A 26,270-nucleotide genomic window follows, 5' to 3' on the forward strand; every position below is an offset into this window, starting at 1 on the left:
TTATTCCTCTAAAAAATATGTTTTATGGTCACTTTAACTTCGCTACGGTCATAATCATACAAAGCCAGATTACTGTTCTTTTTGCTGTAACGTAGCAAGGTAGACAGCGCCCATCGACGGTTCATTTTATAATCAGTTGTCACTGACGCAGTGTAGGAATCATCTTCACGGACAGTTAAAAAAGTTGGGTGAGGGGCGTCGTATTGGTTTTTATCGGCATAGAGGTGAAAACCCATGCTGAGCTGATTCGAAGCCGGGTAAAGGTAACTGTAGGCAATCGAATAGTTATCTTTTCCATTATGCTCACCAACAAGTTTATCGCTATCGTCATTGTGATAAGACAACGAGATAATTTGTGGATGTGCCGTTAAAAAAGTGATTCGCGTCGCCATGCCCCAGCGCTTCATATCGAAGTTATCCAAAACTGCGTTGTTAATTCGCGCTAAGGTTGAGCTAACCGCCCAGCGAGTTTTGGGGGAGATACGCCAGCTTAGCTCGCCTATTAATCCGTAAGCTACACGGTAGTAGCTGTCATCCAATAACATGGGCTGCAAGTAGCCGGTCACACTGTAATCCGTTTTGCCCCATCGGTCGTTAAAGCTAGCATTTAGGTTAAGCAAGCTTCTGTCAAACTCAGAGACATCACGATGTTGCAAGTGTTGGAAACCTGCGGCGAATTGGTAGCTGCTATTTTGTGAGCGTTTTTTCTTGACGCGATAATGAATACCAAGTTCGGCAAGTGTGTCGGAGGTTTCCAAGCCATTGGTGAGGGTGATGAAATCGCCTAATGCAGGGAAAAAGAGGGTGTCTTCTTCTGTGCCACTTGAAGCATTGGAGTCGTAACCGAAACCTAGAGAAATATCGAATTGGCTATCGGTAACTTGCTTGTTCTTTATCTCGATGATTTGTTGCAAATAAGTTTGGACTTGGTTTTGCTGCTGGGCGCTGAGTGATTTGGACTGATTTAACGTGGTTAACTCTTTTTCAGCGGCACCGTAGTTTTTGGCTTTAAAGTAGCTAAACGCGAGCAGAGCACGAGCGGCATCGTGGTTTGGCTGGTTGATAACAACCCGTTCGAAGGCAAAAATGGCTTCCTGATAATGCTGGGTATAGTAAGCAGCTTGACCTATTAAAAAGTCAAAATAAGGCTCTCCCGCTAAGTCGAACATCAGCTCTTGCCCAAGCTTGTGGGCGTCTTCATAGGATTGCACTTGGATTAAATTAGACAGTGTTTTTAATGAAGCAGATGTGTCCTCCTGCGCTTTAGCGGAGAATACTAGAGTCAGTAGAATGATTGAAAAACAGGTCTTTAATGTATTGATGGACTTGTTATTGTGTACCACGATCAAATTTATACCCTTGTGCAGTCAATACTGGCTATATTATGTGTAAAAGTCGTACTAAAAGCCAAATTAAAAAGGCCAGTATTAAACTGACCTTTGTCGTTTAGTTGCACAGTATCAGAATATCATTTCTTTACTGGTCCACTATGTTATATCGGCTATGAATGTGAATTACTTCTCATTCAAAAAAGTCACAACTTCATCAATTGAAAGAAGGGTTTTTTCGCTCGTGCTACGTTGCTTGTATTCCACTTGCTGGTTATCAAGATTACGCTCACCCACTACGATGGAATGTGGCACGCCGAGGAGCTCCATATCGGCAAACATCACGCCCGGACGTTCTTTTCTATCATCGAAAATCACTTCAATTCCCGCTTCAAGCATCTGCTCGTAAAGTTTCTCGGCAACTTCTTTTACGCGATGTGATTTATGCATGTTCATTGGAATAAGAGCAACTTTAAAGGGCGCAATGGCGTCTGGCCAAATAATACCGAATTTATCGTGATTCTGTTCAATGGCCGCCGCCACGATACGAGAAACACCAATGCCATAACAACCCATTTGCAAGGTTTCGTTTTTGCCGCCTTCGTTAAGGACGCCACACTGCATGGCTTCACTGTACTTTTGGCCCAATTGGAAAATGTGGCCTACTTCAATACCGCGTTTAATTTCCAATGTGCCATTGCCATCAGGAGAAGCATCGCCTGCCGCTACGTTACGAATATCGACAACTTCATGTTCAGCGCAATCACTCCATTGCACGCCAGAAAGATGGTGATCTGCTTCGTTAGCTCCGCAAATGAAGTGTGATAACGCCGCTGCACTGCGGTCGACAAAAACAGGCATTTTTAAACCTACAGGGCCAATAGAGCCGGCTTTTAAACCCAGTTCAGCAAGTTGTTCATCGCGAGCCATGGTTAATGGCGCGTAAACACCAGCCAGCTTTTCTGCTTTAATTTCGTTAAGTTCGTGATCGCCACGTACCACTAAAGCAACAAAGCTTGGTGCGTCAGCTTCATCTTCTGGTTCAGCCAAAACGATAATGGTTTTCACCACGTTTTCGGCGGCTACGTTAAAGTGCTCAGTCACTTGTTCAATGGTGGCAACATTTGGTGTCGCTACTTTTTCTTGTGCAGTAGCATTTAATGGTTGTGAAGGCGCAACAGGCAAAGCTTCTGCCATTTCTACGTTTGCGGCATAATTGGAACCTGAACTGAAAGCAATGTCATCTTCGCCAGAATCGGCTAGCACATGGAATTCGTGAGAAGCGTTACCACCAATGGAGCCGGTATCGGCGATTACCGCGCGATATTCCAAACCAATACGCTCAAAAATGCGACAGTAAGCGTCGTACATGTCTTGGTAGGTTTTCGCTAAGCTTTCTTCGCCAATGTGGAAAGAATAAGCGTCTTTCATGGTAAATTCACGACCACGCATCACGCCAAAACGCGGGCGAATTTCGTCGCGGAATTTGGTTTGAATTTGGAAAAGGTTTAACGGTAGCTGTTTATAGCTAGAAATTTCGCGTTTTACTAAGTCGGTGATCACTTCTTCGTGAGTCGGACCCAAAGCAAAATCACGCTGATGACGGTCTTTCAAACGCAATAATTCGGGGCCGTATTCATCCCAGCGACCGGATTCTTGCCACAAGTCCGCAGGTTGAACCATCGGCATTAATACTTCAATCGCACCTGCACGTTCCATTTCTTCACGCACAATTTGCGATACTTTATTGAGGACACGTAAGCCAGAGGGTAACCAAGTGTATAAACCAGAGGCTAATTTACGTACCAAACCAGCACGTAACATCAATTGGTGGCTAATGACTTCCGCGTCAGCAGGGGTTTCTTTTAAGGTTGCAAGCAAATATTGGCTCGTGCGCATCTTTTTCAATATCCGTTAAATGGGCAAAATTGCTGCGTATTCTAGCAGGTTTGTTGCGGGAAACTAGCGGCTTATGGAACGGGTTTTTATGAACCATAGGCGATCAATGATTATTCGTGGTTATTGAGTGAATCCGGTTGAAGTGATTGGATAGTTTGCTATGCCTATTTAGTGTTATGCTTGCCCTTATTTTTTTCATCTTGGCGCAAGGTTTAGCGTCTTCTTAGCGGAGATTTCTATTTTGGAAAAGCGTTTTTCTCAGTCTTGTGAAAACAACAAAGATCCCATTCTTACCGAACTTAAAAAGTATTTCTCAGATAAAAAGCATGTGTTAGAGATTGGTTCTGGCACGGGGCAACATTCAGTCTATTTTGCCAAAGCGTTGGCGCATTTGGTGTGGCAAACCAGCGATGCTTCGGAAAATCATCCTAGTATTCTTGCTTATGGCAAAGAAGCCGGGCTTGCTAACTGGCGTGAACCTAAACCCTTCTTCGTGGGGCAAGACCCGTGGCCGCAAGCCGACACATCCTATGATGCGGTTTTCAGCGCTAATACTGCCCATATTATGCAACCCGATGAAGTGCAAGAAATGTTTCGGCTCATCGTAGAAAAACTGCCCGCAGGAGGCGTGTTCTGCGAATATGGCCCGTTTAAATTTGAAGGCAAATTTACCAGCGATAGTAACGAAGCTTTTGATGCTCGTTTACGAGATCAGGGCTATGGCGGTTATCGCGATATTGAGCAGCTTCAGGCGTGGGGGAAAACACAAGCTGGAGAGTTAAGCTTAATAGATGTCATTGCACTGCCAGCCAACAATCATTTATTGGTTTGGCAAAAACAATAAAAACAACAATTAATTTGGAGTAAACCGATGGAAGCATCAATGATTTCAGTCCCTATCACCGCGTTTTATGGCGGTTTGTTGGCGGCCGTTTATGTCTACTTAAGTTTTGCCGTTATTTTTAAGCGCCGTAAGCACATGATTGGCATTGGCGATGGTGGCAAAAAGGATTTGTCTCAAGCGATTCGTGTCCACGGCAATTTTATGGAATATGTGCCGTTTGCTGTGATTTTGATGCTGATAGCGGAAATTAATCAAATGCCACACACGCTTTTACACATTGTGGGAGCTGGTTTGATTATTGTGCGTTTATTACACGCTTTTGGTTTAGCGAATAATGTGGGTAAAAGTTGGCAGCGTTTTGTGGGGGTTATAGGGACGTTTTTACTATATATCGTGCTGATCGTAACCAATATTCTGACAGTGTATTAAGTTCGCAAAATTACAGAAAGAGATATGAAAAAGCCCATCGGTAAACACAATAACCGATGGGCAAATACACACTAAATAACAACAAGTAGACCGGAGTAGAAAACAACGATGAAGGCTTAGTTCTCCTTGTTTTCTAACAATTGACCGCCGATTTCAATGCGTCTTGGTTTTAACGCTTCGGGAATGACTCTTTCTAAATCGACGTGCAATAGGCCATTTTCCATATCAGCAGCAAGCACTTTAACGTGTGCGCCTAATTGGAACTTGCGTTCAAAATTTCGCTCTGAAATACCTTTGTGAAGAAACTTGCGCTCAGTGTCGGTTTTTTCAGGTTTCTGGCCTGCAATCACTAGCAAGTTTTCTTTTACTTCAATGGCTAATTCATCTTTGCTGAAACCAGCAATCGCCATAGTAATGCGGTATTTGTCTTCTTCTAACAACTCAATGTTGTAGGGAGGATAACCGTTTTGTTTTTCGTTTCTGGATGCGTCATCTAGTAGGTTTGCTAAGTGATCGAAACCAATGAATGAACGGTAAAGTGGAGATAGATCGATAGTACGCATAGTCATATCCTCATTAAGCAATATGTTTAAATTTTAAGAAAATATTGTCCTGCTTCGGCAGCGACAACGTTTGTCGACCCTCGGTGTGCAATTCAGGAGCTTCCTGTTGAGTGTCACCTTTCTTGGCATCGACAATACCTATGTAAGGTTGCCCAAATGGTTTTCAACTTAAAAAACTAAGAAGTTTTTAAATTATTTTTTAAGTTACTGAAAATAAAATATTTTTAATTATCATTTTTTCAGGGTTCCACCCACTTTAGATTTGCATTACTCTTAATGTTACGTTCCTTAAGCCCCAAATATTGATAAACCAAAATCAGTGAAACCAGCAAGCGAGCAATCGCCTTCGACTATTATCTCTAGCAGAGCGCTTTTTTGGACACCATCAGGGGCGCCTGTTGCGGTATTAAATGATATTAATCTGCATATTCCTGCTAACACTGTAACTGCAATTGTGGGACCTAATGGCGCAGGCAAAACCAGCTTACTCAAATGCATATTAGGATTACAAACGCAGTATCGGGGCGCTATTCAAATAAAGGGTAGGGACCTAAAACAATTCACTCGTAAAGCACTCGCGCAAACCTTAGCTTACGTTTCCCAGTTGGGCGATGTGATGGCGAATTTAACGGTCATTGAATTGGTACAAATGGGGCAACTTCCGCATTCGCATTGGTATGAGCTATTGCATCGTAAAGATGACAGTGTGGAGCAGGCGTTATCGGTAATGGGAATAACGCAATTGGTGAATCAGTCGATTTCATCGCTTTCTGGCGGTGAATTACAGCGTGCGCTTATTGCGCGTGCGTTAGTGCAAAAACCGTCGGTGTTAATTCTTGATGAGCCAACGAATCACCTAGATGTTTACTATCAACATCAAATTTTGCATCTATTAAAAGGCTTGGGCATCAGTGTTATTTTGACCGTACATGATTTGAATTTAGCGGCGCAATATTGTGACTATGTGGTGTTAATGCACCAAGGCAAAATAAAACAACAAGGCGTGCCACAAACCGTTTTTACCGGGGAAACCCTAAGCGAAGTTTTTGGTTTGCCATGTACCGTAGCGCTTGTGGAGCACAAGCAACGTGTTGTGCCAAGTATTAGCTTTCATCCTGAATTTGAGTCGACCTCAACCAAGATTGGAGCCCCTCCTCAGCGGTATACTCAAGCAGTGTCATTTGAGGAAGACGATTGATGAACAATCGCGTGGTTAAGCTTGCCTTGATTGTTACTTTTCTCATTGTTATTAGTAGCTTGAGCTTTATATTCTCTATTCAATGGGGCGCGGTGAAGTTATCTTTTTCTGAAATCTTAAATTGCTTTGGTGGGCATTGTGGATCAGCGATCAATGAGTCTATTTTATGGCAAGTGCGTATTCCTCGGGCCTTAATGGGATTTTGTGTAGGTGCTGGGCTAGCTTGCTGTGGAGCCGTATTGCAAATTGCTACACGTAATCCACTTGCAGACCCTTACCTATTCGGCATTGTAGCAGGAGCGGGCTTAGGTGTGGTCGCCGCTACTTTATTCTTTCCACACATACCGCTGCAATTGGTGCCATTTGCCGCGTTTGCGGGTGCCATTTCTGCGGTGCTTTTAGTGATTGCTCTGGCGCGCTACTTCTTTCGAGTAGAGATGATTTTGCTTGCGGGTGTGGCTATTGCCTTTATGTTTGGCGCAATCACCCAATTGTTGCTTTATATTGGCGAGCCGTTTGCGAGTAATCGCATTATTTTTTGGCTCATGGGGAGTCTATCAAGCGCTAACTTTAGCCAGCTTGCCGTCATTTTACCCCTGCTATTTTCCGCATTGATCATTGTGTTGTTAAGCCATCGTCACCTTGATGCTTTAATGTTGGATGATGATACCGCGCAAACACTAGGCATTAATGTTGCCTTGTTTCGAATGGGGTTGTTATTGGGGAGCGCGCTTATTACTGCGGTAATTGTGGCATTTTGTGGTGGTATTGGTTTTGTTGGTTTAATGTTGCCGCATATCGTGCGATTTCTAATTGGCGGCACAAGCGCCAGATTATTGATAGGGTGTTTCTTTTTCGGTGGTATCTTTTTAATGTGGGTTGATGTACTTGCCCGACAAATTTTACCGGGGCAAGAAGTGCCAATTGGCATTATTACATCCGCTACTGGCAGTGTGTTTTTTATTGGTTTGATGTTGCAAAGTAAACGCAAGTTGGGCTGATTATCTTTTTATGAATCTCTCAATAGCCGAGATAAAATTTATGGTATCCGAAGAAAACACAAGTAAGGCTGAAAAAGCGCCAGAGGTGTCTGAACGACACCAGCAAAGAATGCAAAAGCTGAAAGAAAAAGTGGATGCGCGCATTGAAGCCGCGCAAGAAGACAAAGGCTTGTTGTTAGTATTAACCGGAAACGGGAAAGGTAAATCGACTTCGGGCTTTGGTATGGTTGCGCGGGCGGTTGGACATGGTTTAACTGCGGCTGTTATTCAGTTTATCAAAGGCGGTTGGGAATGCGGTGAGCGCAATTTGCTGCAAAATGCCGGTGTTGAATTTCATGTAATGGATACGGGGTTCACATGGGAAACACAGGATAAGGCCAAAGATACTGAAGCCGCGCAACGAGTGTGGAAAGAAGCAAAGCATTTGTTGAGTGATGAAAGCGTGGATGTGGTAATGCTGGACGAAATCACTTACATGTTAACGTACCAGTATTTAGATTTAGATGCTGTATTAGATGTTATTGCCCAGCGCCCGCCGCATCAGCACGTTATTGTTACCGGTCGTGCGTGTCATCGTCATTTAATAGAGATGGCAGATACCGTGAGCGAAGTGAATAACACCAAACATGCCTTCGACAACGGCATTAAGGCACAAAAGGGCATTGATTGGTAATGCTGCGTTTTTTACATTCCACTTGTGCATTATCCGTCATATATCAAATAACGTTGCAGACAAAGTCGCTCGTTCGGGTGTGTAGCCTTGTTGTTTTATTGGTGCTAATCAGTCGCTCTGCGTTGGCGCAAACACATAATAAACCCAAAATTGTCGCTTTAGCGCCGCACATTGTAGAGTTGTTGTTTGAAATGGGGGCAGGTGAGCAAATCATTGGTACATCGGATTTTGCCGATTTTCCTGAAGCCGCCAAATCCATTCCCATTGTAGGTAACTACTTAGGCGTGAATGTGGAGCAAATTCTTGCGCTTCAGCCGGATGTGGTCATTGCATGGCGTAGCGAAAACGGCAGTGCTCAATTAAAGCAACTCGCTGACTTAGGTGTCAGAGTGATCTATTCCAATCCCACTTCTTTAAACGCTATTCCTGCTGAAATTCGCACCTTTGGTAAGCTTAGTGAGCGAAGTGAAGCTGCGGAGGCGGTGGCTCAACATTTTGAGCAATCCTTAGCGACGATGAAGGCAAAATACGCAAAGTTGAATGCGATGAAGCAGCAGGAAGCTGATGCTGGTGTGCGGGTTTTTTATGAGTTGTGGCCCCAACCATTAACCACTGTTGCCAAAGGCAGTTGGAATCAAGCCTTGTTATCCGTTTGCCAAGTCAATAATGTGTTTTACGATGCGATAGCGCCCTATCCACAGGTGAATATTGAACAAGTGATACAACGTAATGTGGACGTGATTATTCAGCCCGCATCGCAAAAAGGTGATGGTCAGCCCAAGTTTAATTGGCAAGCATGGCCGATTATTCCTGCTGTGAAGCATCATCGAATTCTTAAGCCAGATGCCGATAAGCTACACAGAATGACCAGTCGTGTATTACCAGAATTGGATAAATTGTGTGAGGCGATTTATCAACAGTAGGTTTAGTGTGAAGAGGTACACTCGGCCTAAATAGCTGTGTTTAATTGTCAGTCACTCATAGAGACTTATCGCAAACTCGCTATGAAACTTCCATGTAGGCACTCATGCAAGTCTGTGGTGTGCCGCTTCCCTTCGGTTGAGAGGTTGCTATTAATTTTCTACAAGTGACTGATAGATCGTCATTTTATTAACAATTACTTAGTTGTTTGTACTGACTGCTATTTTGCTTCTTGCGTTTCCGCTTCTGCTTTTTTCTTCAGCGCCTCTTCGCGGTATTGATCGAACCACCACAAAATATGTTCAACTTTCGACATTAAGTTGCTTGGTCGGCGATAAATACTGTGAGATGCATTGGGAATACGTACCATTGCAGTCTCGACTTTGTTGAGTTTTAGCGCTTGATAAAATTGTTCTGTTTCTGAAATAGGTGTACGGTGATCCGACTCCCCCGTCAGTAACATGGTGGGTGTGGTAACATTGCCAACATAACTAATAGGCGAGCGTTTCATATAACCTTCCAAATCTTCCCAAGGCTTTTTGTCAAACCAATATTTGTAGAAGAAAGGATAGAAATCCGCTGTTAATACAAAGCTGTACCAATTGATAACTGGTTTAGCAACAACTGCGGCGGCGAATCTATCGGTGTGGCCCACTGTCCATGCCGTGAGTACACCACCACCAGAACCGCCGGTAACGAACAGTTCTTTCTCGTTAATGAAGCCTTTTTCTAAGAGCACATCAACGCCAGACATTAAATCGTCGTAGTCGTTACTGGGGTAGTTTAAGTGAATGGTGTTAGCGAACTCTTTCCCATAAGAGGTACTGCCACGAGGGTTGGTGTAAAGCACAACGTAGCCTCTGGCCGCCATTAGCTGAATTTCTGTGGAGAATCGAGGGCCATAATTGGTCACTGGACCGCCATGAATTTCCAAGATAAGTGGATATTTTTTACTGGCATCAAAGTCCGGTGGATAGACAACCCAACCTTGAATATCGCGATTGTCCGCAGAAGATTTGTACCAAATCTCCTCAACTTTTCCTAAAGTTTTATGGCCTAATGCGTCTTCATTTAATGCCGTTAAACGTGACGTTTTGCCTTTAACATTGATGGCAACATCCGCAGGGCGCGTGGGTAAAGAATGAGTAAATGCGATAGTACCGTTCTCGGACACATCAAAGTCGCCGCCGCCGTACGGACGACCGTAGGCTTTCCCTCCGAGGTTTTCAATTAGCACTTTACGCTTACCTTTCAAGGGTTGATAGGCGACTTTACCCTTGCCTAGATCATCGTACTGAATGTACACGCCGCGACTGTTTTTCGCCCATTTTAAGGCTTCGATGGTGCGATCGAGGTCGGCGGTAAGCAAGCGTTTGTTGCTGCCATCTATATTCATCACATAAAGCTGGCTATTCTCATAGTTAGTGAATTTGTCGTCGAAGCCTCGGTAGGCAATGAGCTTTCCATCAGGAGAAACGTGAGGTTCGAAGTCAGGGCCAAAGCGCTCGGTTAGCTGCGTTAGCTCACCTGTGTTGATATTGGCTGAGAACACTTCGGTGTTGTTGATAATGTATTCATGATCTTCATGACGATTGGCGGAAAAAATCAGGTTTTTGCCGTCTTTAGTCCAGCTAATGTGACCACTGTGATTGAAGTTGCCAGAAGTAATTTGGCGAGGTGTTCCGCCGTCGGCAGACATGACAAACAGGTGGTTTGTGCCTGCTGGCAAGTAACCTGCGCCATCAAAACGGTAATACACTTCTTGGGTAACGGTTGCGGGTTCTGCCCATTTTGCCCCCGGTGGTTTGCCCGGTAAATTAACAGGGATATTGGGTCTGCCCATCACAAAGGCACTAAAAGCAAGCTGTGAACCATCAGGAGACCAACTCAGTTGACTTGGAGAGTTGGTTAGATGCGTCATTTGAGCCTCACGGCCCGATTCTAACCACTTGATATGTACCTGCGGTTTACCGCTAGCTGTCGAAATGTAAGCCAGCTTTTCACCATCAGGCGATAAAATTGGAGAATAATCTGCGTGCAATCCGTTGGTTACGGGAACAAGTTCACCTTTGGTATTAACTTGCCAAATATTGCCCACTTTCTTATCTGTGTAAATGTCCATGTAGTTACGCACAAAATACACTTGTTTCCCGTCGTCACTAATATCGACATCGGAGGCATATTCCAGCGTGAAAATATCTTGCGATTGTAGCGTATCGATTTTGTCTTCATCGGCAAGGGTCTGAGTAGCACAGAGCATCGGCAACAAAGCTGCGCCAAGCTTGAAAGCGTGTTTCATATTAATTCCTAATGTAGTTTTCATTCCCAAATAAATGCTAAAAGAAGCAGAAGGTGCATTTAGCGAGTAAACAATAGTTGAATATTGAGTGAATGAGCAATGAGCAAATTGCAACGAAATTTCACAGACAAGAACACGTAGACACGAAGAGTGTGAAAATATTAGCGAGTAATTTGGCTTTTGTAATAGGTGGTAGCAGAAAATAGGCAGAGGTTGATGCCCCACTTTTGCAGGGCATCAAAGCAGGCATTACTGACGAATACCTTCGATGTGAAGTTGGAATTCAATTTCCGCAGACGCAGGGCCTAATACGTTCTTGATGCCGAAATCTTCCATTTTGATTTTAGTGGTGCCAGAGAAGCCAGCGCGGTAGCCACCCCAAGGATCTTTACCTTCACCTACTTTATAGGCATCAATGATCACTTGCTTAGTGACACCGTGCATGGTTAGGTCGCCGATCACTTTGTATTTATTGTCGCCTTCGTGTGTGATGCGCGTGCTTTCGAAGCCTGCATCTGGGAATTTGTTAACGTGTAAGAAATCTTTGCTACGAATGTGCTTATCGCGTTCTGAGTGGTTTGTATCAACACTTGAAGGGTTGATGTCTAGGCTGATTTGCGCGGCATTCGGGTTTTTCTCATCGAAAGAGAATGAACCGTCGAACTCGTTAAAACGACCAGTTAACCAAGAATAACCTAAGTGGCTGATCTTAAAGTTAATAAAAGCGTGTGTGCCTTTAACGTCGATTTTGTAGTCTGCTGCTTGAGCCATAGGGCTTAATAAAGCAGAAAATAACAGAGCGGATAATACTTTTTTCATAGCTGTACTCATTTAAATTTAAAGATTAATTGTCGTCGGAATTACGAACCGGTTTTATCATGCGTGAAAGCGTGTTATCCCGATCCAAAAAGTGGTGCTTTAGGGCGGCGAGCGCGTGCAGCACTGCCAAGCCAATAATGCCGAAAGCCAGAAGTTCGTGGATTTCTCCGGCGATGTCTTCCTGATTTTCAACAAAACTGCCAAATCCGGGCACACTAAACCAGTCAAATACGTCGATGGAATGCCCATCGGCGGTGGAAATTAAATAGCCAGAGATAAATAACACAATCAGGATCAAATACAAGATGCCGTGCCCTGCTTTGGCGATTTTCGCAAGCGCGGGTGAACCAAGTGGTTTTGGCGCTGGGTGGGAAAACATCCAGATGATTCTGAATAAAACAAGGAGGGCAAGCAAAATGCCGATACTTTTATGCCAATGAGGGACAACACGGTACATTTCGTCGTAGTAGCTCAGTTCTTCAAGCCAAAGGCCAAGACCGAACATTGTGAATACGGCAATAGCCGAAATCCAGTGGATCAGGATCGAAATTAGACCGTAGCCTTGCGTGTTATTTTTTAGCATTGGGTTCACCTTAAAACTGCTCTTAGGTTGTGTTACGCATCTTAATACAATGAAACGAAATTAAAATTGCGTAGTTTTGAAATGTTGTTTCTAAAAATTAGAACGTTAGGGTAATAAATGTTACGCCTAGTTGATTATAGAAGATATTGATTTAGCTGAGGTTATTTTAGCTCAGTTGAATTCGAGAAAAGAAACGATTAAATAAAAGTTTTCGTAAGATGAAATAAAAAGGAAACATGATCTGACTATAGTGATAGACCTCACTGCTTACAGGCTGGTGAGTTCTCGTTCTAAATGTATTGTTTTTTGGCCGCGCGGTATCCACTGCGCGGCTTTTTTATTTTTAGCTCCGTTGTTTAAGTACGTCTATTACGTCTTCTAGCGCTACATCACTGGCTTGCAGTAAAACCAACAAGTGATACAACAAATCTGCTGATTCATTCTTTAGCTCTTCAGTATCGCGAACTGTTGCTGCGAGTGCCGTTTCAACGCCTTCTTCGCCTACTTTTTGGGCGATGCGTTTGATGCCTTTGTGATATAAACGCGCGGTGTAACTGCTTTCTGGGTCGGCCTCTTTGCGTTCGCCAAGTAAGGTGTTCAGCTTGCCTAAAAACGCCAATGTAGGTTCAATTTCATCATTCCAACAAGTGTTGGTGCCTAAGTGACAAGTGGGGCCGTTTGGCGTCACTAACGCCAGTAATGCGTCGTTGTCGCAATCGACACTTAGTTGCGCTAAATCTAAGGTGTTGCCACTGGTTTCGCCTTTCATCCATAGGCGATTTTTAGAACGGCTGTAAAAGGTGACTTTGCCCGTTTCCAAGGTTTTTTGCAGGGCTTCTTGGTTCATGTAACCCAGCATTTGTACCGAACCTGTGTGCTTATCTTGCACGATACAAGGCAGTAGGCCGTCCATTTTTTGCCAATCTAGCGTGGTGGCATTGTCTAAGGTAATGATCATGGTCGAATCTCAATGTGTTGTTCAATTAAGTAGGCTTTCAGGTCGGCTATTTCGATGACGCCTTTGTGGAAAACCGAGGCCGCGAGTCCGCCGTCAACATCTGCGCCATGCTGTTCTAATGGATTGAATACCGTGGCGAAATGTTGCATTGCGCCTGCGCCGCCAGAGGCGATCAGCGGCACTTTACAGATGCGACGAATAGCGCGCAGTTGTTCGATGTCGTAGCCTTTACGCACACCATCTTGGTTCATGCAGTTGAGCACAATTTCCCCTGCGCCACGGGATTGCACTTCTTTGACCCAATCGGCAGTTTCCCAGCCAGTTTGTTGAGTGCGTTTTTCATCGCCAGTGAATTGGTATACTTGATATTTTCCGGTATCGGCGTTGTAAAAACTGTCGATGCCAATCACCACGCATTGCTGCCCAAATCGGTCATGCAATTGGTTGATTAAATCGGGGTTAGCGAGCGCAGGGCTGTTAATGGAGATTTTATCTGCGCCCATTTCTAAAATACTGCGCGCATCTTCCACGGACTTAATCCCGCCGGCCACACAAAAGGGAATGTCGATGACTTTGGCAATGCGTGTTACCCAGCTTTTATCCACCACGCGTTGGTCGCTGGAGGCGGTGATGTCGTAAAACACCAATTCGTCTGCACCCGCTTTGGCGTATTGTTCTGCCAAAGGCACAATGTCGCCAATAATTTCGTGGTTGCGAAATTGCACGCCTTTCACCACTTTGCCGTCGCGCACGTCTAGGCAGGGAATAATGCGTTTCGCTAACATGATTGATTCTCCTTCATAGCTGCCTTTCTCCTACTCGCTTTGCCACACGTTGATGGCGTCTTCTACAGTGAATTTGCCTTCTAATAAGGCGCGTCCCAAAATGACTCCACCAACGTTGGCAGGCTTAAGTGCGCGAATGTCGTCTAAGCTGCCAATGCCGCCGGAGGCTTGCCATTGAACGCTAGGAAATTCAGCTTGCATGGCTTGATAAAGCGCAGTGTTCGCGCCTTGCAAAGTACCGTCTTTACTGATGTCGGTACACAACACATGTTTTGCGCCCACGCTTAAAAAGTCACTTAAGAGCGCTTCTAACGATACGCCGGAATCTTCCTGCCAACCGTGGGTGGCAATCATTTTGTCGCCGTTGTCGTTAATATTGACATCTAACGCGAGCACGATGGATTCTGGTCCGTATTGTTCAAACCAGCTTTTTACCAGCTCGGGTTGTTTTACCGCTAGAGAGCCGATAACCACACGTTTTACGCCAATATCCAGTAGTTGTTTTACGTCATTTTCTGAGCGAATGCCGCCACCGGCTTGAAACTGCATTAAGCCTGTTTCTACCATGCGTTGAATGAGTGATAGTTGGCGTTTGTTGGTGTCTTTTGCGCCAGTGAGGTCAACAATGTGTAGCCACTTTGCGCCTTGCGCGGCGTAGTCTTTTACTACGTCGATTGGGTCGAATTCATATTGGGTTTTTTGTTCGTAGTCGCCTTGGTACAGGCGAACCACGCTACCGTCGATTAAATCAATTGCGGGAATAATCATGTTGCTTTTCCTTATACCCTTTCTACAAAATTACGCAAAAGTTGTGCACCGGCTTCGCCTGAACGTTCAGGGTGAAATTGCACGCCCATAAAATTGCCGTTTTCAATGGCGGCAGAGAAGGTTTTGGTGTACTCGCAGGTGGCAAGGGTGTGCTCGCCTTGGGGCACACAATAACCATGCACAAAATAGAAGTAAGTGTTGGCTTCGATACCGTAAAACAGGGGCGAGTCTTTTACCGCGCTGACTTGGTTCCAGCCCATATGCGGCAGGCGCAAGGTGTCGGATTGCATGGCGTTAACTTCGGTCTTCACCAAGCCTAAGCAGTCGACGGTTTCACCTTTGGCGTTGGCTTCTTCCGAGCGTTGTGTCATAAGCTGCATGCCTAAGCAAATGCCTAGCACCGGCTGTTGCAAATTTTGCAAGCACTCGACTAAGCCTTTTGCGCGAATTTGCGTCATGGCAGCCGCCGCAGAACCTACGCCCGGTAGTAGCACTTTATCCGCTTGGGCAATGCGTTTTGTGTCGTCGGTGACAAGCACATCATAACCTAAGCGCTCAACAGCAAATTTTAGTGAAGAAATATTGGCGCAAGCAGTATCTACCATCACCACTTGTTTGCGTGTACTAGCGTTGTTCACATTAACCGTGCTCACAATTACAGCGCTCCTTTGCTGCTCGGCAGTTCATCACCGTGCTTGGCTATGGCTTGGCGTAACGCGCGACCAAACACTTTAAACAAGCTTTCTACTTGGTGGTGGGCGTTGCCTTCCGTGGTGCTTAAGTGTAACGACACGCCCATGCTATCGGCTAATGAGCGGAAGAAGTGGGGCACCATTTGCGTCGACATCTCGCCCACACGTTCTTGACTAAAATCGGCAGAAAACACCAAGTATGGGCGCGCGGAAATATCCAAAATGCATTCTGCACGACACTCATCCATGGGCAACGCAAAACCAAAGCGACCAATGCCACGTTTATTGCCAAGAGCTTGGCGCAGCGCATCGCCTAACGCCAGCGCGGTATCTTCCACCGAGTGATGCTCGTCGATGTGTAAATCGCCGCTCACCTGCACTTTCATGTAAAAGCCGCCGTGGGTGGCAATTTGGTCGAGCATATGGTCAAAAAAGCCGATGCCAGTGGCAATATCGGATTTGTCGTTGTTGTCTAATTCCACGCTTACCGTAATGTCGGTTTCCGATGTGGTGCGTACTACTGTGGCGTTGCGCAGGGGTTGCAATTGGTGCTCAATGGCAAGCCAATTATTGTTCTCGCGATCATAGCGAATGCCTTTAATGCCCATATTTTCAGCAAGCTGGATGTCGGTTTCTCGGTCGCCAATCACAAAAGATTGAGTGAAGTCGATTTTGCCTTGCTGTAAGTACTCTTTTACCAAGCCTAAATGCGGCTTGCGGCAGGTGCAGTTGTCTTCGGGGAAGTGCGGACAAATGAGCACGTCGTCGAAGGTCACGCCTTGGCTATTGAAAATGTGCATCATTTTATCGTGAGGCAAATCGAAGTCGGCTTGTGGAAAGCTGCTGGTGCCTAAACCATCTTGGTTGGATACCATCACCAAGCGAAATCCGGCTTGTTGTAAGCGCGTTAATACTGGCAACACCATGGGTTCGAAAACCAGCTTTTCTAGGGTGTCGAGCTGTTTGTCGATGGGCGGCTCTTCTACCAAGGTGCCATCGCGATCAATAAATAAAATAGGTTGGGGCTTGGCTGCCGTACTCATGATTGCTTCTCTTCGTAAAATTGTTCGATAAGTTGAATTAGGGCCTGATTTTCTTGTTCGTTGCCAATACTCAAACGCAGGCAGTTTTCTAGCGCAATTTGTTTAGATTGGTCGCGAATTAACAGGCCGTTTTTCACTAAGAAATCCATTAATTCTTGCTTTTCCGGTACGCGAAATAACAGGAAATTCGCGCAGGCATCGCCAACCCATTCCCAGTTAGGAAAAGCCTGACAACGTTCTATGAGTGATTGCTGATATTGTTGTAGTAAGCTCACTTGTCGTTGCATTTGAGCAATGCCTTTTTCGCTTAATGCTTGGTTGGCAATTTGCGCCACCGGATCGGAAATCGGGTAGGGCGCGATCACTTTTAGCAAAACCTGAATAATCTCGCTTGAGGCCAACGTAAAACCACAGCGAATTCCGGCCAGCGCAAAGGCTTTGGATAAGGTGCGTAGAATCACTAAGTTATTGTATTGGTTGATACTTTTTGCCCATGATGAGTCGATATCGAACTCTATATAAGCTTCATCAACCACCACTAACGATTTACCCGCAAACAGTGTTAATACTTGCGCAAGTTGTTGTTGCGCCACTCGTGTGCCAGTGGGGTTATTTGGCGAACATACAAACACCAATTTAGGTGGATTATCCTGCTTGGCGATGGCTTCTAGTGCGCTAATATCTAACGAAAAATCGGCGTTTAATGGTGCTTTTTGTACATCAATATTAAAGGTGTTAGCACTAATGGCGTACATGCCATAAGTGGGCGGGCAAATCACGATGCTGTCTTTGCTTGGCTCACAAAAAGCGCGAATGAGTAGTTCGATGCCTTCGTCTGCCCCGCGGCTGACAATCACTTGATTCGCTTCCACACCAGCGTATTGCGCGTAGGCTTTAATCAGCGCGGGCGGCTGACAATCGGGATAGCGGTTAAAGTGGCTATCGTCAATTAGATATGGGTTGGCGTAAGGTGATTCGTTGGCATTTAACCAATAGTGACCGCCGCTAAATAAGCGTCTTGCCGATTCATAAGGCACTAAGTCGCGAATGTGTGACGCACTGAGTTTGTTTGCAAAATCAGCCGAACTCATGATGGATCTTCCTGTGTATTAGTGTTGCCAGATACCAGCGTGTTTTGGTTTTTTAGCCGAATTGCCACCGCGTTTTTGTGGGCATCTAAGCCTTCTGCGTCGGCTAAATCCATAATTGCTTGACTGATATTGTGTAAGCCTTCATAGGATAATTCCTGCACCGTATAACGGCGGTAGAAGTCCAGCAAACCTAAACTAGAATAGGTTTTTGAATAGCCGTATGTAGGCAAAACGTGGTTGGTACCACTGGCGTAATCGCCCGCCGATTCTGGCGACCATGGCCCTAAAAAGATAGAACCTGCGTATCGTAGCTGTGGCAAATATTGGCGCGGCGTGTCGGTTTGCACAATTAAGTGCTCGGGCGCGTATTGATTGCTCACGGCAATGGCTTGTTTCATGTTCTGCGTTAAAATATAGCGCGCATTGTTCATGGCACTTCTGGCTATGCCTTCGCGCGATAATATTGTTAACTGAAATTCCACCTCGGCAATGCTTTGCTTAATGAGTTCTTCGCTATCGCTGACCAAAATGGCTTGGGAGTCTTCACCGTGTTCCGCTTGGGATAATAAATCTGCGGCAACAAAGGCGGGGTTGGCGTTGGCATCGGCAAGCACAAGCACTTCGGATGGGCCCGCTGGCATATCAATGGCCGCGCCATTCGGCATTTGGCTCACTTGTTGTTTAGCTTCGGTAACATAGCTATTGCCGGGGCCGAAAATCTTATCGACTTTAGCAATGCTTTGTGTGCCAAGCGCCATAGCTGCAATGGCCTGTGCGCCGCCAACTAAGTAAATCTCATCAATGCCACATACTTGTGCGGCGTACAAAATTGCAGGGTGTAAGCTGCCTTCGGTATTGGGTGGCGAGCATAAAATTTTGCGTTCACATCCTGCTACTTGCGCGGGGGTGCCAAGCATTAACACCGTGGATGGCAAAGGCGCGCTGCCGCCGGGAATGTACAAACCCACCGCGCTTAGTGGTGTGTAGTGCATGGAGCATTGCACGCCTTGGGTGGTTTCAATGTCGAGATCCTGCGGTTTTTGTGCCTGATGAAAACGTAAAATATTGTTGTATGCGGTATCAATGGCTTGTTTCAGCTCGGGCGTGAGCTGCGCTAAACCTTGTTCCAATTGCGCTTGGCTTAATGCAAATTCGCTCAGAGGTTTTTTATCGAACTTGGCGCTTAATGCCTGTAGCGCCGCATCGCCTTGTGTTGCAACATCGTCAATAATGTTGGCAACGGTTTGGGTTAGCTGTACAGAATTGGCTTGAGCGGGACGGGCCAGCAAAGCGTGTTGTTCCGATGAGCTTAGTGAAGACCAGATTTGCATTGGTTTACCCCATCATTTTCTCGATAGGCAGAACCAATATGGAGCTGCAACCAAGGGCTTTGAGTTTTTCCATGGTTTCCCAGAAAAGGGTTTCAGGGCTGACAACGTGTACCGCCACTTGTCCTTCACCATAAGCTAATGGCAATACGGTGGGATTTTCCGCGCCGGGGAGTAATTCACGTACTTCGTCGAGTTTGTCTTTAGGCGCGTGTAACATGATGTATTTGCTTTCTTTGGCTTGCATTACCCCGTTAATACGAGGCAGAAGTTTGTCGATAAGCTTTTGTTTTTCTTCGCTTAATGGTTTGGTTCGTTGAATGAGTGCCGCTTTAGAGTAGAAGATCTCTTCTTTTTCTCTTAAGCCGTTTGCTTCAAGCGTTGCGCCAGTAGATACCAAGTCACAAATAGCATCGGCAAGGCCCGCGCGAGGCGCTACTTCAACCGAACCGGTTAACATGACCACATTGGCATCCACTTGTTTTTGTTTGAAGTAGCGCTCGAGCAAGTAAGGATAGGTGGTAGCAACGGTTTTACCACTGAGGCTAGACAGGTTTTGGTAGTCGAACTCGGAAGGAACGGCAATGGATAAACGGCAACCACCGTAATCGAGTTGACTTAAAGTTTTGTATTCAGCACTTTTCCCCGACGCGGCACGTTCGAGCATTTTTTCTTCCAGCTCGTTTTCACCAATGAAGCCTAAATCGACAACGCCATCCATCACCAAGCCGGGAATGTCGTCATCGCGCACGCGCATTAAGTCGATAGGCATATTGGTGGAGTGGGCCATTAGGAGTCTGTCTTGGATGGCGAGTTTTACGCCGATGGCTTTTAATAAGTTGATGCTTTTATCACTTAGTCGACCTGATTTTTGCACTGCAATTCTCAGTCTTGTTGATTCACTCATATTGCTTCCTGTTGACAATTCTTTTTAAAACGTAGACCCAAAAACGAAAAAACCCCGGAAGTTTCCTTCCGGGGTTACAAATACTGACTTTGCGATAACCACTGGAAGGAACTAACCTCCCAGCACAAATCTGAAAGGCTAACCTAGCATATGGTGATGATGGTGGTGCACATTCAGATTTAAAGAATTCATTTTAGCTATTCACTCGCTTCGATGCTTTTAATAACAACCCGTATGTAACAACAAGTTGTGATAATTAATTTCCTGCAATTAGGCTTGCTGCCTATACTGCTTTTTAGACAGTAACTAAAGCCGAAAATAAATGCAACGGTCAATTTTCGATTTTTTGAAAATGCCTGTGAAATGCGGTTAGGTAACATGTCGATGATTTTTAACGTGGGCTTGGCGCTTTGCTGCTACGCTTTAACTTAAATGATGATATTTTTGGGGTTGATGGTGCATGAATCGAGTGAATCAATTGTGTAGCCTTAGGATCAGAGTAACGTCCTTATTATGCGTTAGTTTGCTACTGGCAGGGCTGTCTTTTCCTGCAATTGCACAAGTGAATATTCATATCGTTTCTAGTATTTGGCCTCCTTACACCTATCTTGATGAACATAACCAACCATCAGGAAGTCTGTTTCAGGCTGTTAGCAAAGCGTTGGCGCAAGAACATATTCAATATGAATTACGTTATTACCCTTGGAAACGGGCTTACTATCAAGCGTTAAAACAAACTAATACTTTAATTTTCCCTGTTTATCGGAGTAAACAAAGGGAATCCTTATTTCATTGGTTTTGCTCCATTTCTCCTCAAATCACCATAAACACTATTATGCGTTCCGATACGCAACTGCACACATTGTCGCTCCAAGAGCTTACCCAAAGTGGGGCAGTTATCGGAGTTATGCATGACGACAATAGCTATAAAACCGCATTGAAGAAGGGATTTTCTAAAGATCAGTTAGATACGAGTTCGAGCGATATGGATAATGTTAAAAAGCTCGCTCATGGGCGTGTTGATGTGGTGTTGCAAAGCTGGGAGTCATTTCAACATCGACTGAATAAAGTGGAGCTTCCTGAAGACGTTTTCTTTGTGAAAGGGCCAACATTTTTAACGCTCGAATCGGAAAAGCTTTGTGCTGCTGTGAGTAAACAAAGCGATGATGAAACGGTTGAGCGGCTACGTCGGGCGCTAGCAAACTTCCAGTGACCCTAGAGGTGCGAGCGTGTTTGTTGTGTTTTGATGTAGTTGGCAACATCTTGCATGCCTTCGTCGAACATCACTTTGGGGTGATAATCCAGTTCGCTGGTGGCCTTTATCATACTGATTTGATGCTGTGAACCAATGAGGTTTAAGGCTTCATGGGTAAGCGGTGGTCTGCCTTTTAGGTGAAAATGACGCCAAACAAACTCCATCATGCCTGCTAATCGTTGCGCCAGCCATTTGGGAATAGAGCGGGGTTTTGGTGCATCAATAATGTTCGCAAGTGCGTTTATGTAACGTTGCCATGTTATGCCTTCCATGTCGCAAACATTATAAATTTCGCCTTTCGCTTGTGGTAAGGAGGCAACGAGCATAAATAAGTCGATGACATTATCAACGTGTACTAAACCTGCATCGAAATTGCCTTGATTAATGAGCACAGGCGTGTGCTTTTTTAGCTCGGCAGATAAGTCGTCAACCCAAGGGCGGGAGCCTGCACCGTAGATATTCGCCGGGCGCACAATACGGATGTCGGTAGCTGGGCCGATCAGGTCTCGGGCGAGGTTTTCTTGAGCCTGTTTAGAAGCACTATACGCGCCTAAAGGCTGTCCATGATCCATGGATTCATGACACATGCCTTGATTAATTCTGTCGCCGTAAACCGTAATACTTGAGGCAAGAATAAGGCGAACATGGTGTTTCACCACTGCTTGCAATAAAAACCGCGTGCCTTCGACGGTGATATTGTGGTGGGTTTCAGCAGCACCCCAATCCGATACGATTGCGACCAAATGGAACACCGTTTTTGCTTGAGCAACGGCGCTTTCAATGTCATCTTTTCGCGTGATGTCGCCCCGAAATAGCTGTACTTTTCCTTGCCATTCAGTGGGTAAAATATGATGAGGGCGAAGAAAGGCGATAACACTGTAGTTATCCTGTAACAGCCGTTCAATTAGACGCTGCCCGATAAAGCCAAGCGCACCTGTAACCAGAATCGGTTCTGGCAGGCGGTTACTATCGATATTCATTTGTTTCGACGACGAGAAAGCGAGGAAAGTATGAGGAGGATATTATCCTAATTTAGGGGGTGGGGGGAAGCGCTAAATAGAAGGAGGAGCCGAAGCTCCTCACTAACTATAACTTAGGAAGAAATTATCAACTAAAGATGAATAATTGAATCTGGGTTCCCATCTTGGTCGCCATTCACTACACCATCGGTACTTGGATTACCATTTCTCATCATGATAACGGCACAAGAAGCGGGTGACGCCATAGAGGTACCGGAAAGGGTAGTTGTCCCACCGCCAGCCGCAGTTGAAAGGATTGTTACACCCGGACCTGAGTAATCTACTGGTGGATTACCGAAGTTAGACCAAGAAGGCATCGTGTCGTTGATGTCGAATGCAGAAATAGTGAATACGCGATTACCAGAAGCACTTGCTGGCGAGTAGTTGCTAGCGTGAGAGCCATCGTTACCGGCTGCGATAACGAAGAATGCGCCTGAGTTTTGTGCTGCTGCTTCAACGGCATCATTCAATGATTGGCTGAATCCACCACCTAGGCTCATGTTAGCACAATCACCCGGGCTTGCATTCGCGCCTACGTAATCGATCCCAGCAATAACACCGGAAAATGAACCTGAGCCACGAGAATCAAGCACTTTTACAGGAATCAAAGTTGTGCCTGCCGCAACACCAACAACGTCGATGTTGTTATCTAAAGCACCAATGGTGCCCGCAACGTGAGTACCGTGACCGTTGCCATCTTCGGTGTCTGCATCTTTACCGCTAGTGAATGCAGTGAAGCCACGGCTTGTGTCTACGTTTAAGTCAGCGTGAGTTGAATCGATACCGGTATCCAGTACCCAAGCTGTCATGCCTGTGCCATCAACTGGACCGCCAACACGTGTAACGCTCCAAGGTGTCACTTGCGCTTGGCTACCGCCACCACCACCCGGTTTACCCATAGAAACAGACACTAGACCGTCTGGTTCCATGCTCAAAACGTCAGCATGTTTGCCGAATGCTTTTTCCGCAGCAGTACATGACATGCTAACGGTGAAACCTTTGATTGTGTTTTCGTATAAATATTCAATATCGCCAGATTGGCCCTTGGCTCTTGCTGCGGATAATAGTCCGCGTGCAATCCCCTTTACTTCAGACTTTTGAACATCGTCGTTTAAACGAACGATACATCGATTTTGAATGTTAAGAAGATCAGCGTTTGCGCCATTGCTTGGCTCTGGCATGGCTTGAACAGCCCCGGTTACTGCGATACTTACTGCTACTGCTAAAGTAGATTTATACATATCTTGATTCCTGTAACACTAAACGAAGTTATATTTAAGGAAAATACGCTTAGAGCGCATCACTAAAAGTGACCTACTAAATTCGTTTATAATTACAAATTATTACGTTTAATTACATTTTGAGATATTTTTCAACTGGTTACAGGCGAAAAAAATGCAACCAATGTTGGAAAAGCGGAATAACAAGGGATAAGCATAGGCTAAAAAATAGTCTATAATTAAAGCGATAGCCAAAGAGAAGGATATTTGTTGAAAATGGCGCCCTTGGCTTCATGCTTGGAGCAAAGTGAAGGGTTGCAAAGTTGCGTTTAGGACAAAAATTAATCAATATGTTGAATCATTACGTAGAAAAGGCTTATTGGCTACAGAAGTTTGAATTATGACAAGTGACTTACTTTTCTCAGTATTACCTCGCTTAGGCAAAGAGCCTATCGAGCAAGACAAGCACATTGTTGAGCAGGTCAGCAAAGAGGCCAGCTTGCGCGAGCTAAACGATGAAGAGAAAGAGTTAAACTCCGAAGAGCGTGAAGCTCGAGAGAAATATAAAGAGTCCATCAAGGCCAAAAAGAAAAAAAGCGAAGAAGAGGAAAAAGAAGAAGGCCATCAGGATCACAATTACACAGATTCAAAAGGTCAACGTCACATCGACGACTTTGCCTAGCACCGGTTGCTTGCGGCAGATATGGCGTTTTTTCAAATGGACTAGAAGGTGAGTCGACTTTTCAAGAAGGTAAATAATATTTTCTTTTCATTTGTTATTTTTATGCCTTTGTGTGTTTATATAAATAATTTTTATGATTTGATAAACATTTCCAATTTGTTAGCTTTTTCAGCTAATTCTATAATCAGGCACGCTGAAAAATAAGTCATTTTTCAGGCAGTATTATTAGTAACTCACTGGGAATGCTCATGTCTAACACTACCGTTTTGCATCCTAAACACCTTGAGTCCAACGCCAAAATGGTGGACTTTCACGGGTGGGATATGCCTCTCCATTATGGCTCTCAAATTGAAGAACACCACGCTGTGCGCAAAAACGCGGGCATGTTTGATGTTAGCCACATGACAATTGTTGACGTTCAAGGAAAAGACGCCAAAGCTTACTTACGCTATTTATTAGCAAACGACGTAGCCAAGCTCAAATTACCGGGTAAAGCCCTTTACAGCGGAATGTTGAACGAAACTGGCGGTGTAGTAGATGACCTTATCGTGTATTACTTCAACGATGAAAGTTACCGTTTAGTGGTGAATTCAGCCACGCGTGAAAAAGATCTCAACTGGCTTGCGAAGGTTGCTGAAGGCTTTGATATTAGTACGCAAGTGCGCGACGATTACGCCATGATTGCCGTGCAAGGCCCCAACGCCAAAGCCAAAGTTGCCAATTTACTTTCCGACGAGCAAAAAACTGCCGTTGACGGCATGAAGCCTTTCTTTGGTGTAACCGCAGGCGATTTATTCATCGCGACCACAGGTTACACGGGCGAAGCGGGCTATGAAATTATGGTTAACGTTGATGATGCCGGTGCGTTTTGGGACAAACTCCTTGGCGAAGGCATTCAACCTTGCGGTTTAGGCGCGCGCGACACACTTCGTTTAGAAGCGGGCATGAACCTTTACGGCCAAGATATGGATGAGAACACTTCACCACTTGCCGCCAATATGGGCTGGACCATCACTTGGGAACCGGAAGACAGAGACTTCATGGGTCGCGCCGCGATTACCCAACACAAAGCCGAAGGCACACAAAAACTGGTAGGTTTAGTGATGACCGAAAAAGGCGTACTTCGTAGTGGCTTGAAAGTTCGTATTGGTGACGAAGAAGGCGTGATCACATCTGGTACTTTTTCTCCTACACTTGGACACAGCGTAGCAATGGCTCGCGTGCCTGCTTCCGTAGGTGATGAAGTGGAGGTGGAAATGCGCAAGAAGTGGATTACGGTAAAAGTTGTGAAGCCGGGCTTCGTAAGAAACGGAAAGCAGGTATTTTAAATAGTGTTGAAGCATGTTTAATCACCCGTGGACAGATTCACTACCAGTTTGCGTTAATGTCCATGGTGATGGAAAATCAGAACGCCTATTTAAAAATTATTGAAACAAGCTGTTGTCATCGCAACGCTGAATAAATTAACCAATCTGTCAAAGACAAGTGCAAGATATTTAAGGACGTATTATGAGTAACATTCCATCTGAATTACGTTATGCAACAAGCCATGAGTGGGTTCGTAACGAAGGTGACGGCGTTTATACCGTTGGTATTTCTGAGCATGCTCAAGAGCTGTTGGGTGACATGGTCTTCGTAGAAGTACCAGAATTAGACGAATCATTCGGTGTGGGAGATGAAGTCGCCGTAGTTGAGTCTGTAAAAGCGGCATCAGATGTTTACTCACCGCTAACCGGTACAGTAATCGCCATTAATGAGCAGTTAGAAGAGTCGCCGGAATTAGTTAACAGCGATCCTTACGGCGATGGCTGGATCTACAAAATGAAAGTTGAAGACGAATCAGAAGTCTCTAACTTGTTAGACGCAGAAGGCTACGCCAATAGCATCGACGAAGACTAATTTTCGTACGTCATTACCTGACGACACTACGGAAAATTAGACACGAATTAGTATTAAGCGAAGAAG

General features: G+C 45.1%; 26 protein-coding genes and 1 other annotated feature. Of the genes, 10 read left to right on the top strand and 16 right to left on the bottom strand.

Features of this window, described 5'->3' with window-relative positions; genetic code table 11:
* Nucleotides 1-8 precede the first annotated feature (8 nt).
* Together HJG39_RS08560 and HJG39_RS08565 are read right to left on the bottom strand one after the other, a co-directional pair.
* Complete coding sequence (locus tag HJG39_RS08560) at nt 9-1,343, bottom strand: porin family protein (RefSeq protein ID WP_268408507.1); 1,335 nt, start codon at nt 1,341-1,343, stop codon at nt 9-11.
* Between the two features lie 171 nt (nt 1,344-1,514).
* Entirely contained in the window at nt 1,515-3,227 is a 1,713-nt protein-coding gene (locus tag HJG39_RS08565) for a proline--tRNA ligase (RefSeq protein ID WP_268408508.1), read from the bottom strand.
* A gap of 241 nt (nt 3,228-3,468) precedes the next feature.
* On the opposite strand from HJG39_RS08565, the gene HJG39_RS08570 reads away from it, so the two are divergent.
* Together HJG39_RS08570 and HJG39_RS08575 are read left to right on the top strand one after the other, a co-directional pair.
* A complete protein-coding gene (locus HJG39_RS08570; RefSeq protein WP_442781015.1) occupies nt 3,469-4,071 on the top strand; it encodes a DUF938 domain-containing protein in 603 nt (200 codons plus the stop codon).
* 27 nt (nt 4,072-4,098) lie between these two features.
* Nucleotides 4,099-4,500 (top strand): MAPEG family protein, encoded by a 402-nt coding sequence (locus tag HJG39_RS08575; protein WP_268408509.1) that lies wholly within the window; start codon nt 4,099-4,101, stop codon nt 4,498-4,500.
* A 116-nt stretch (nt 4,501-4,616) separates the two neighbouring features.
* Here HJG39_RS08575 and HJG39_RS08580 read toward each other — a convergent pair whose 3' ends face one another.
* The gene (locus HJG39_RS08580; RefSeq protein ID WP_268408510.1) at nt 4,617-5,063 is read right to left on the bottom strand and encodes an Hsp20 family protein; all 447 of its coding nucleotides are present in this window, start codon (nt 5,061-5,063) and stop codon (nt 4,617-4,619) included.
* 319 nt (nt 5,064-5,382) lie between these two features.
* Between HJG39_RS08580 and HJG39_RS08585 the strand changes: the two genes are divergently transcribed.
* The 4 genes from HJG39_RS08585 to HJG39_RS08600 are packed head-to-tail and all read left to right on the top strand — an operon-like array spanning nt 5,383 to nt 8,858.
* Nucleotides 5,383-6,261 carry an ABC transporter ATP-binding protein gene (locus HJG39_RS08585; RefSeq protein ID WP_268408512.1) on the top strand — a complete coding sequence of 293 codons (879 nt, stop codon included), beginning with the start codon at nt 5,383-5,385 and terminating at the stop codon, nt 6,259-6,261.
* On the top strand, nt 6,261-7,262 hold the full coding sequence (locus HJG39_RS08590) for a FecCD family ABC transporter permease (protein ID WP_268408513.1): 1,002 nt from the start codon (nt 6,261-6,263) through the stop codon (nt 7,260-7,262). Before HJG39_RS08585 ends, HJG39_RS08590 begins: the two co-directional genes overlap by 1 nt.
* Nucleotides 7,263-7,302: 40 nt before the next feature.
* Nucleotides 7,303-7,935, top strand: a complete 633-nt coding sequence (gene cobO, locus HJG39_RS08595) for a cob(I)yrinic acid a,c-diamide adenosyltransferase (protein WP_268408515.1) — start codon at nt 7,303-7,305, stop codon at nt 7,933-7,935.
* A gap of 53 nt (nt 7,936-7,988) precedes the next feature.
* A complete protein-coding gene (locus HJG39_RS08600; protein ID WP_268408516.1) occupies nt 7,989-8,858 on the top strand; it encodes a cobalamin-binding protein in 870 nt (289 codons plus the stop codon).
* A 218-nt stretch (nt 8,859-9,076) separates the two neighbouring features.
* Here HJG39_RS08600 and HJG39_RS08605 read toward each other — a convergent pair whose 3' ends face one another.
* The 11 genes from HJG39_RS08605 to hisG form a co-directional block, all read right to left on the bottom strand.
* Complete coding sequence (locus HJG39_RS08605; protein WP_268408673.1) at nt 9,077-11,116, bottom strand: S9 family peptidase; 2,040 nt, start codon at nt 11,114-11,116, stop codon at nt 9,077-9,079.
* 288 nt (nt 11,117-11,404) lie between these two features.
* Entirely contained in the window at nt 11,405-11,974 is a 570-nt protein-coding gene (locus HJG39_RS08610) for a YceI family protein (protein WP_268408517.1), read from the bottom strand.
* A gap of 25 nt (nt 11,975-11,999) precedes the next feature.
* Nucleotides 12,000-12,557, bottom strand: a complete 558-nt coding sequence (locus HJG39_RS08615) for a cytochrome b (RefSeq protein WP_268408518.1) — start codon at nt 12,555-12,557, stop codon at nt 12,000-12,002.
* Between the two features lie 343 nt (nt 12,558-12,900).
* Nucleotides 12,901-13,515 carry a bifunctional phosphoribosyl-AMP cyclohydrolase/phosphoribosyl-ATP diphosphatase HisIE gene (gene hisIE / locus HJG39_RS08620; protein WP_268408519.1) on the bottom strand — a complete coding sequence of 205 codons (615 nt, stop codon included), beginning with the start codon at nt 13,513-13,515 and terminating at the stop codon, nt 12,901-12,903.
* Nucleotides 13,512-14,300, bottom strand: coding sequence for an imidazole glycerol phosphate synthase subunit HisF (gene hisF, locus HJG39_RS08625; protein ID WP_268408521.1), 789 nt, complete (start codon nt 14,298-14,300; stop codon nt 13,512-13,514). The genes hisIE and hisF overlap by 4 nt, the downstream gene beginning before the upstream one ends.
* Before the next feature lie 30 nt (nt 14,301-14,330).
* Nucleotides 14,331-15,068, bottom strand: coding sequence for a 1-(5-phosphoribosyl)-5-[(5-phosphoribosylamino)methylideneamino]imidazole-4-carboxamide isomerase (gene hisA, locus HJG39_RS08630; RefSeq protein WP_268408522.1), 738 nt, complete (start codon nt 15,066-15,068; stop codon nt 14,331-14,333).
* An 11-nt stretch (nt 15,069-15,079) separates the two neighbouring features.
* On the bottom strand, nt 15,080-15,673 hold the full coding sequence (hisH, locus tag HJG39_RS08635) for an imidazole glycerol phosphate synthase subunit HisH (RefSeq protein WP_268408674.1): 594 nt from the start codon (nt 15,671-15,673) through the stop codon (nt 15,080-15,082).
* 50 nt (nt 15,674-15,723) lie between these two features.
* On the bottom strand, nt 15,724-16,803 hold the full coding sequence (hisB, locus tag HJG39_RS08640; RefSeq protein ID WP_268408524.1) for a bifunctional histidinol-phosphatase/imidazoleglycerol-phosphate dehydratase HisB: 1,080 nt from the start codon (nt 16,801-16,803) through the stop codon (nt 15,724-15,726).
* On the bottom strand, nt 16,800-17,894 hold the full coding sequence (gene hisC, locus HJG39_RS08645; protein WP_268408525.1) for a histidinol-phosphate transaminase: 1,095 nt from the start codon (nt 17,892-17,894) through the stop codon (nt 16,800-16,802). The genes hisB and hisC overlap by 4 nt, the downstream gene beginning before the upstream one ends.
* On the bottom strand, nt 17,891-19,225 hold the full coding sequence (gene hisD, locus HJG39_RS08650) for a histidinol dehydrogenase (protein ID WP_268408526.1): 1,335 nt from the start codon (nt 19,223-19,225) through the stop codon (nt 17,891-17,893). Before hisD ends, hisC begins: the two co-directional genes overlap by 4 nt.
* A 4-nt stretch (nt 19,226-19,229) precedes the next feature.
* Nucleotides 19,230-20,129, bottom strand: coding sequence for an ATP phosphoribosyltransferase (gene hisG, locus HJG39_RS08655; protein ID WP_268408527.1), 900 nt, complete (start codon nt 20,127-20,129; stop codon nt 19,230-19,232).
* Nucleotides 20,130-20,171: 42 nt separating this feature from the next.
* Nucleotides 20,172-20,292: a sequence feature (His leader region), on the bottom strand.
* Nucleotides 20,293-20,589: 297 nt separating this feature from the next.
* Here hisG and HJG39_RS08660 point away from each other — a divergent pair.
* Nucleotides 20,590-21,342 carry a substrate-binding periplasmic protein gene (locus HJG39_RS08660; RefSeq protein ID WP_268408528.1) on the top strand — a complete coding sequence of 251 codons (753 nt, stop codon included), beginning with the start codon at nt 20,590-20,592 and terminating at the stop codon, nt 21,340-21,342.
* A gap of 2 nt (nt 21,343-21,344) precedes the next feature.
* Here the strand turns inward: HJG39_RS08660 and HJG39_RS08665 are convergent, their stop codons facing one another.
* Nucleotides 21,345-22,364, bottom strand: a complete 1,020-nt coding sequence (locus HJG39_RS08665; RefSeq protein ID WP_268408529.1) for an NAD-dependent epimerase/dehydratase family protein — start codon at nt 22,362-22,364, stop codon at nt 21,345-21,347.
* A 131-nt stretch (nt 22,365-22,495) separates the two neighbouring features.
* A complete protein-coding gene (locus HJG39_RS08670) occupies nt 22,496-23,644 on the bottom strand; it encodes a S8 family serine peptidase (RefSeq protein ID WP_268408530.1) in 1,149 nt (382 codons plus the stop codon).
* A gap of 379 nt (nt 23,645-24,023) precedes the next feature.
* Here HJG39_RS08670 and HJG39_RS08675 point away from each other — a divergent pair, with 379 nt between their 5' ends.
* The 3 genes from HJG39_RS08675 to gcvH all read left to right on the top strand — a co-directional run bounded on the left by HJG39_RS08675 (nt 24,024) and on the right by gcvH (nt 26,204).
* Entirely contained in the window at nt 24,024-24,305 is a 282-nt protein-coding gene (locus HJG39_RS08675; protein WP_268408531.1) for a hypothetical protein, read from the top strand.
* Nucleotides 24,306-24,553: 248 nt separating this feature from the next.
* A complete protein-coding gene (gene gcvT, locus HJG39_RS08680) occupies nt 24,554-25,633 on the top strand; it encodes a glycine cleavage system aminomethyltransferase GcvT (protein ID WP_268408532.1) in 1,080 nt (359 codons plus the stop codon).
* A 181-nt stretch (nt 25,634-25,814) separates the two neighbouring features.
* A complete protein-coding gene (gene gcvH, locus HJG39_RS08685) occupies nt 25,815-26,204 on the top strand; it encodes a glycine cleavage system protein GcvH (RefSeq protein WP_268408533.1) in 390 nt (129 codons plus the stop codon).
* Nucleotides 26,205-26,270 lie beyond the last annotated feature (66 nt).

It is taken from the genome of Alteromonas sp. a30, from assembly GCF_026788005.1.
In the GTDB taxonomy this organism is placed as follows: Bacteria; Pseudomonadota; Gammaproteobacteria; order Enterobacterales; family Alteromonadaceae; genus Paraneptunicella.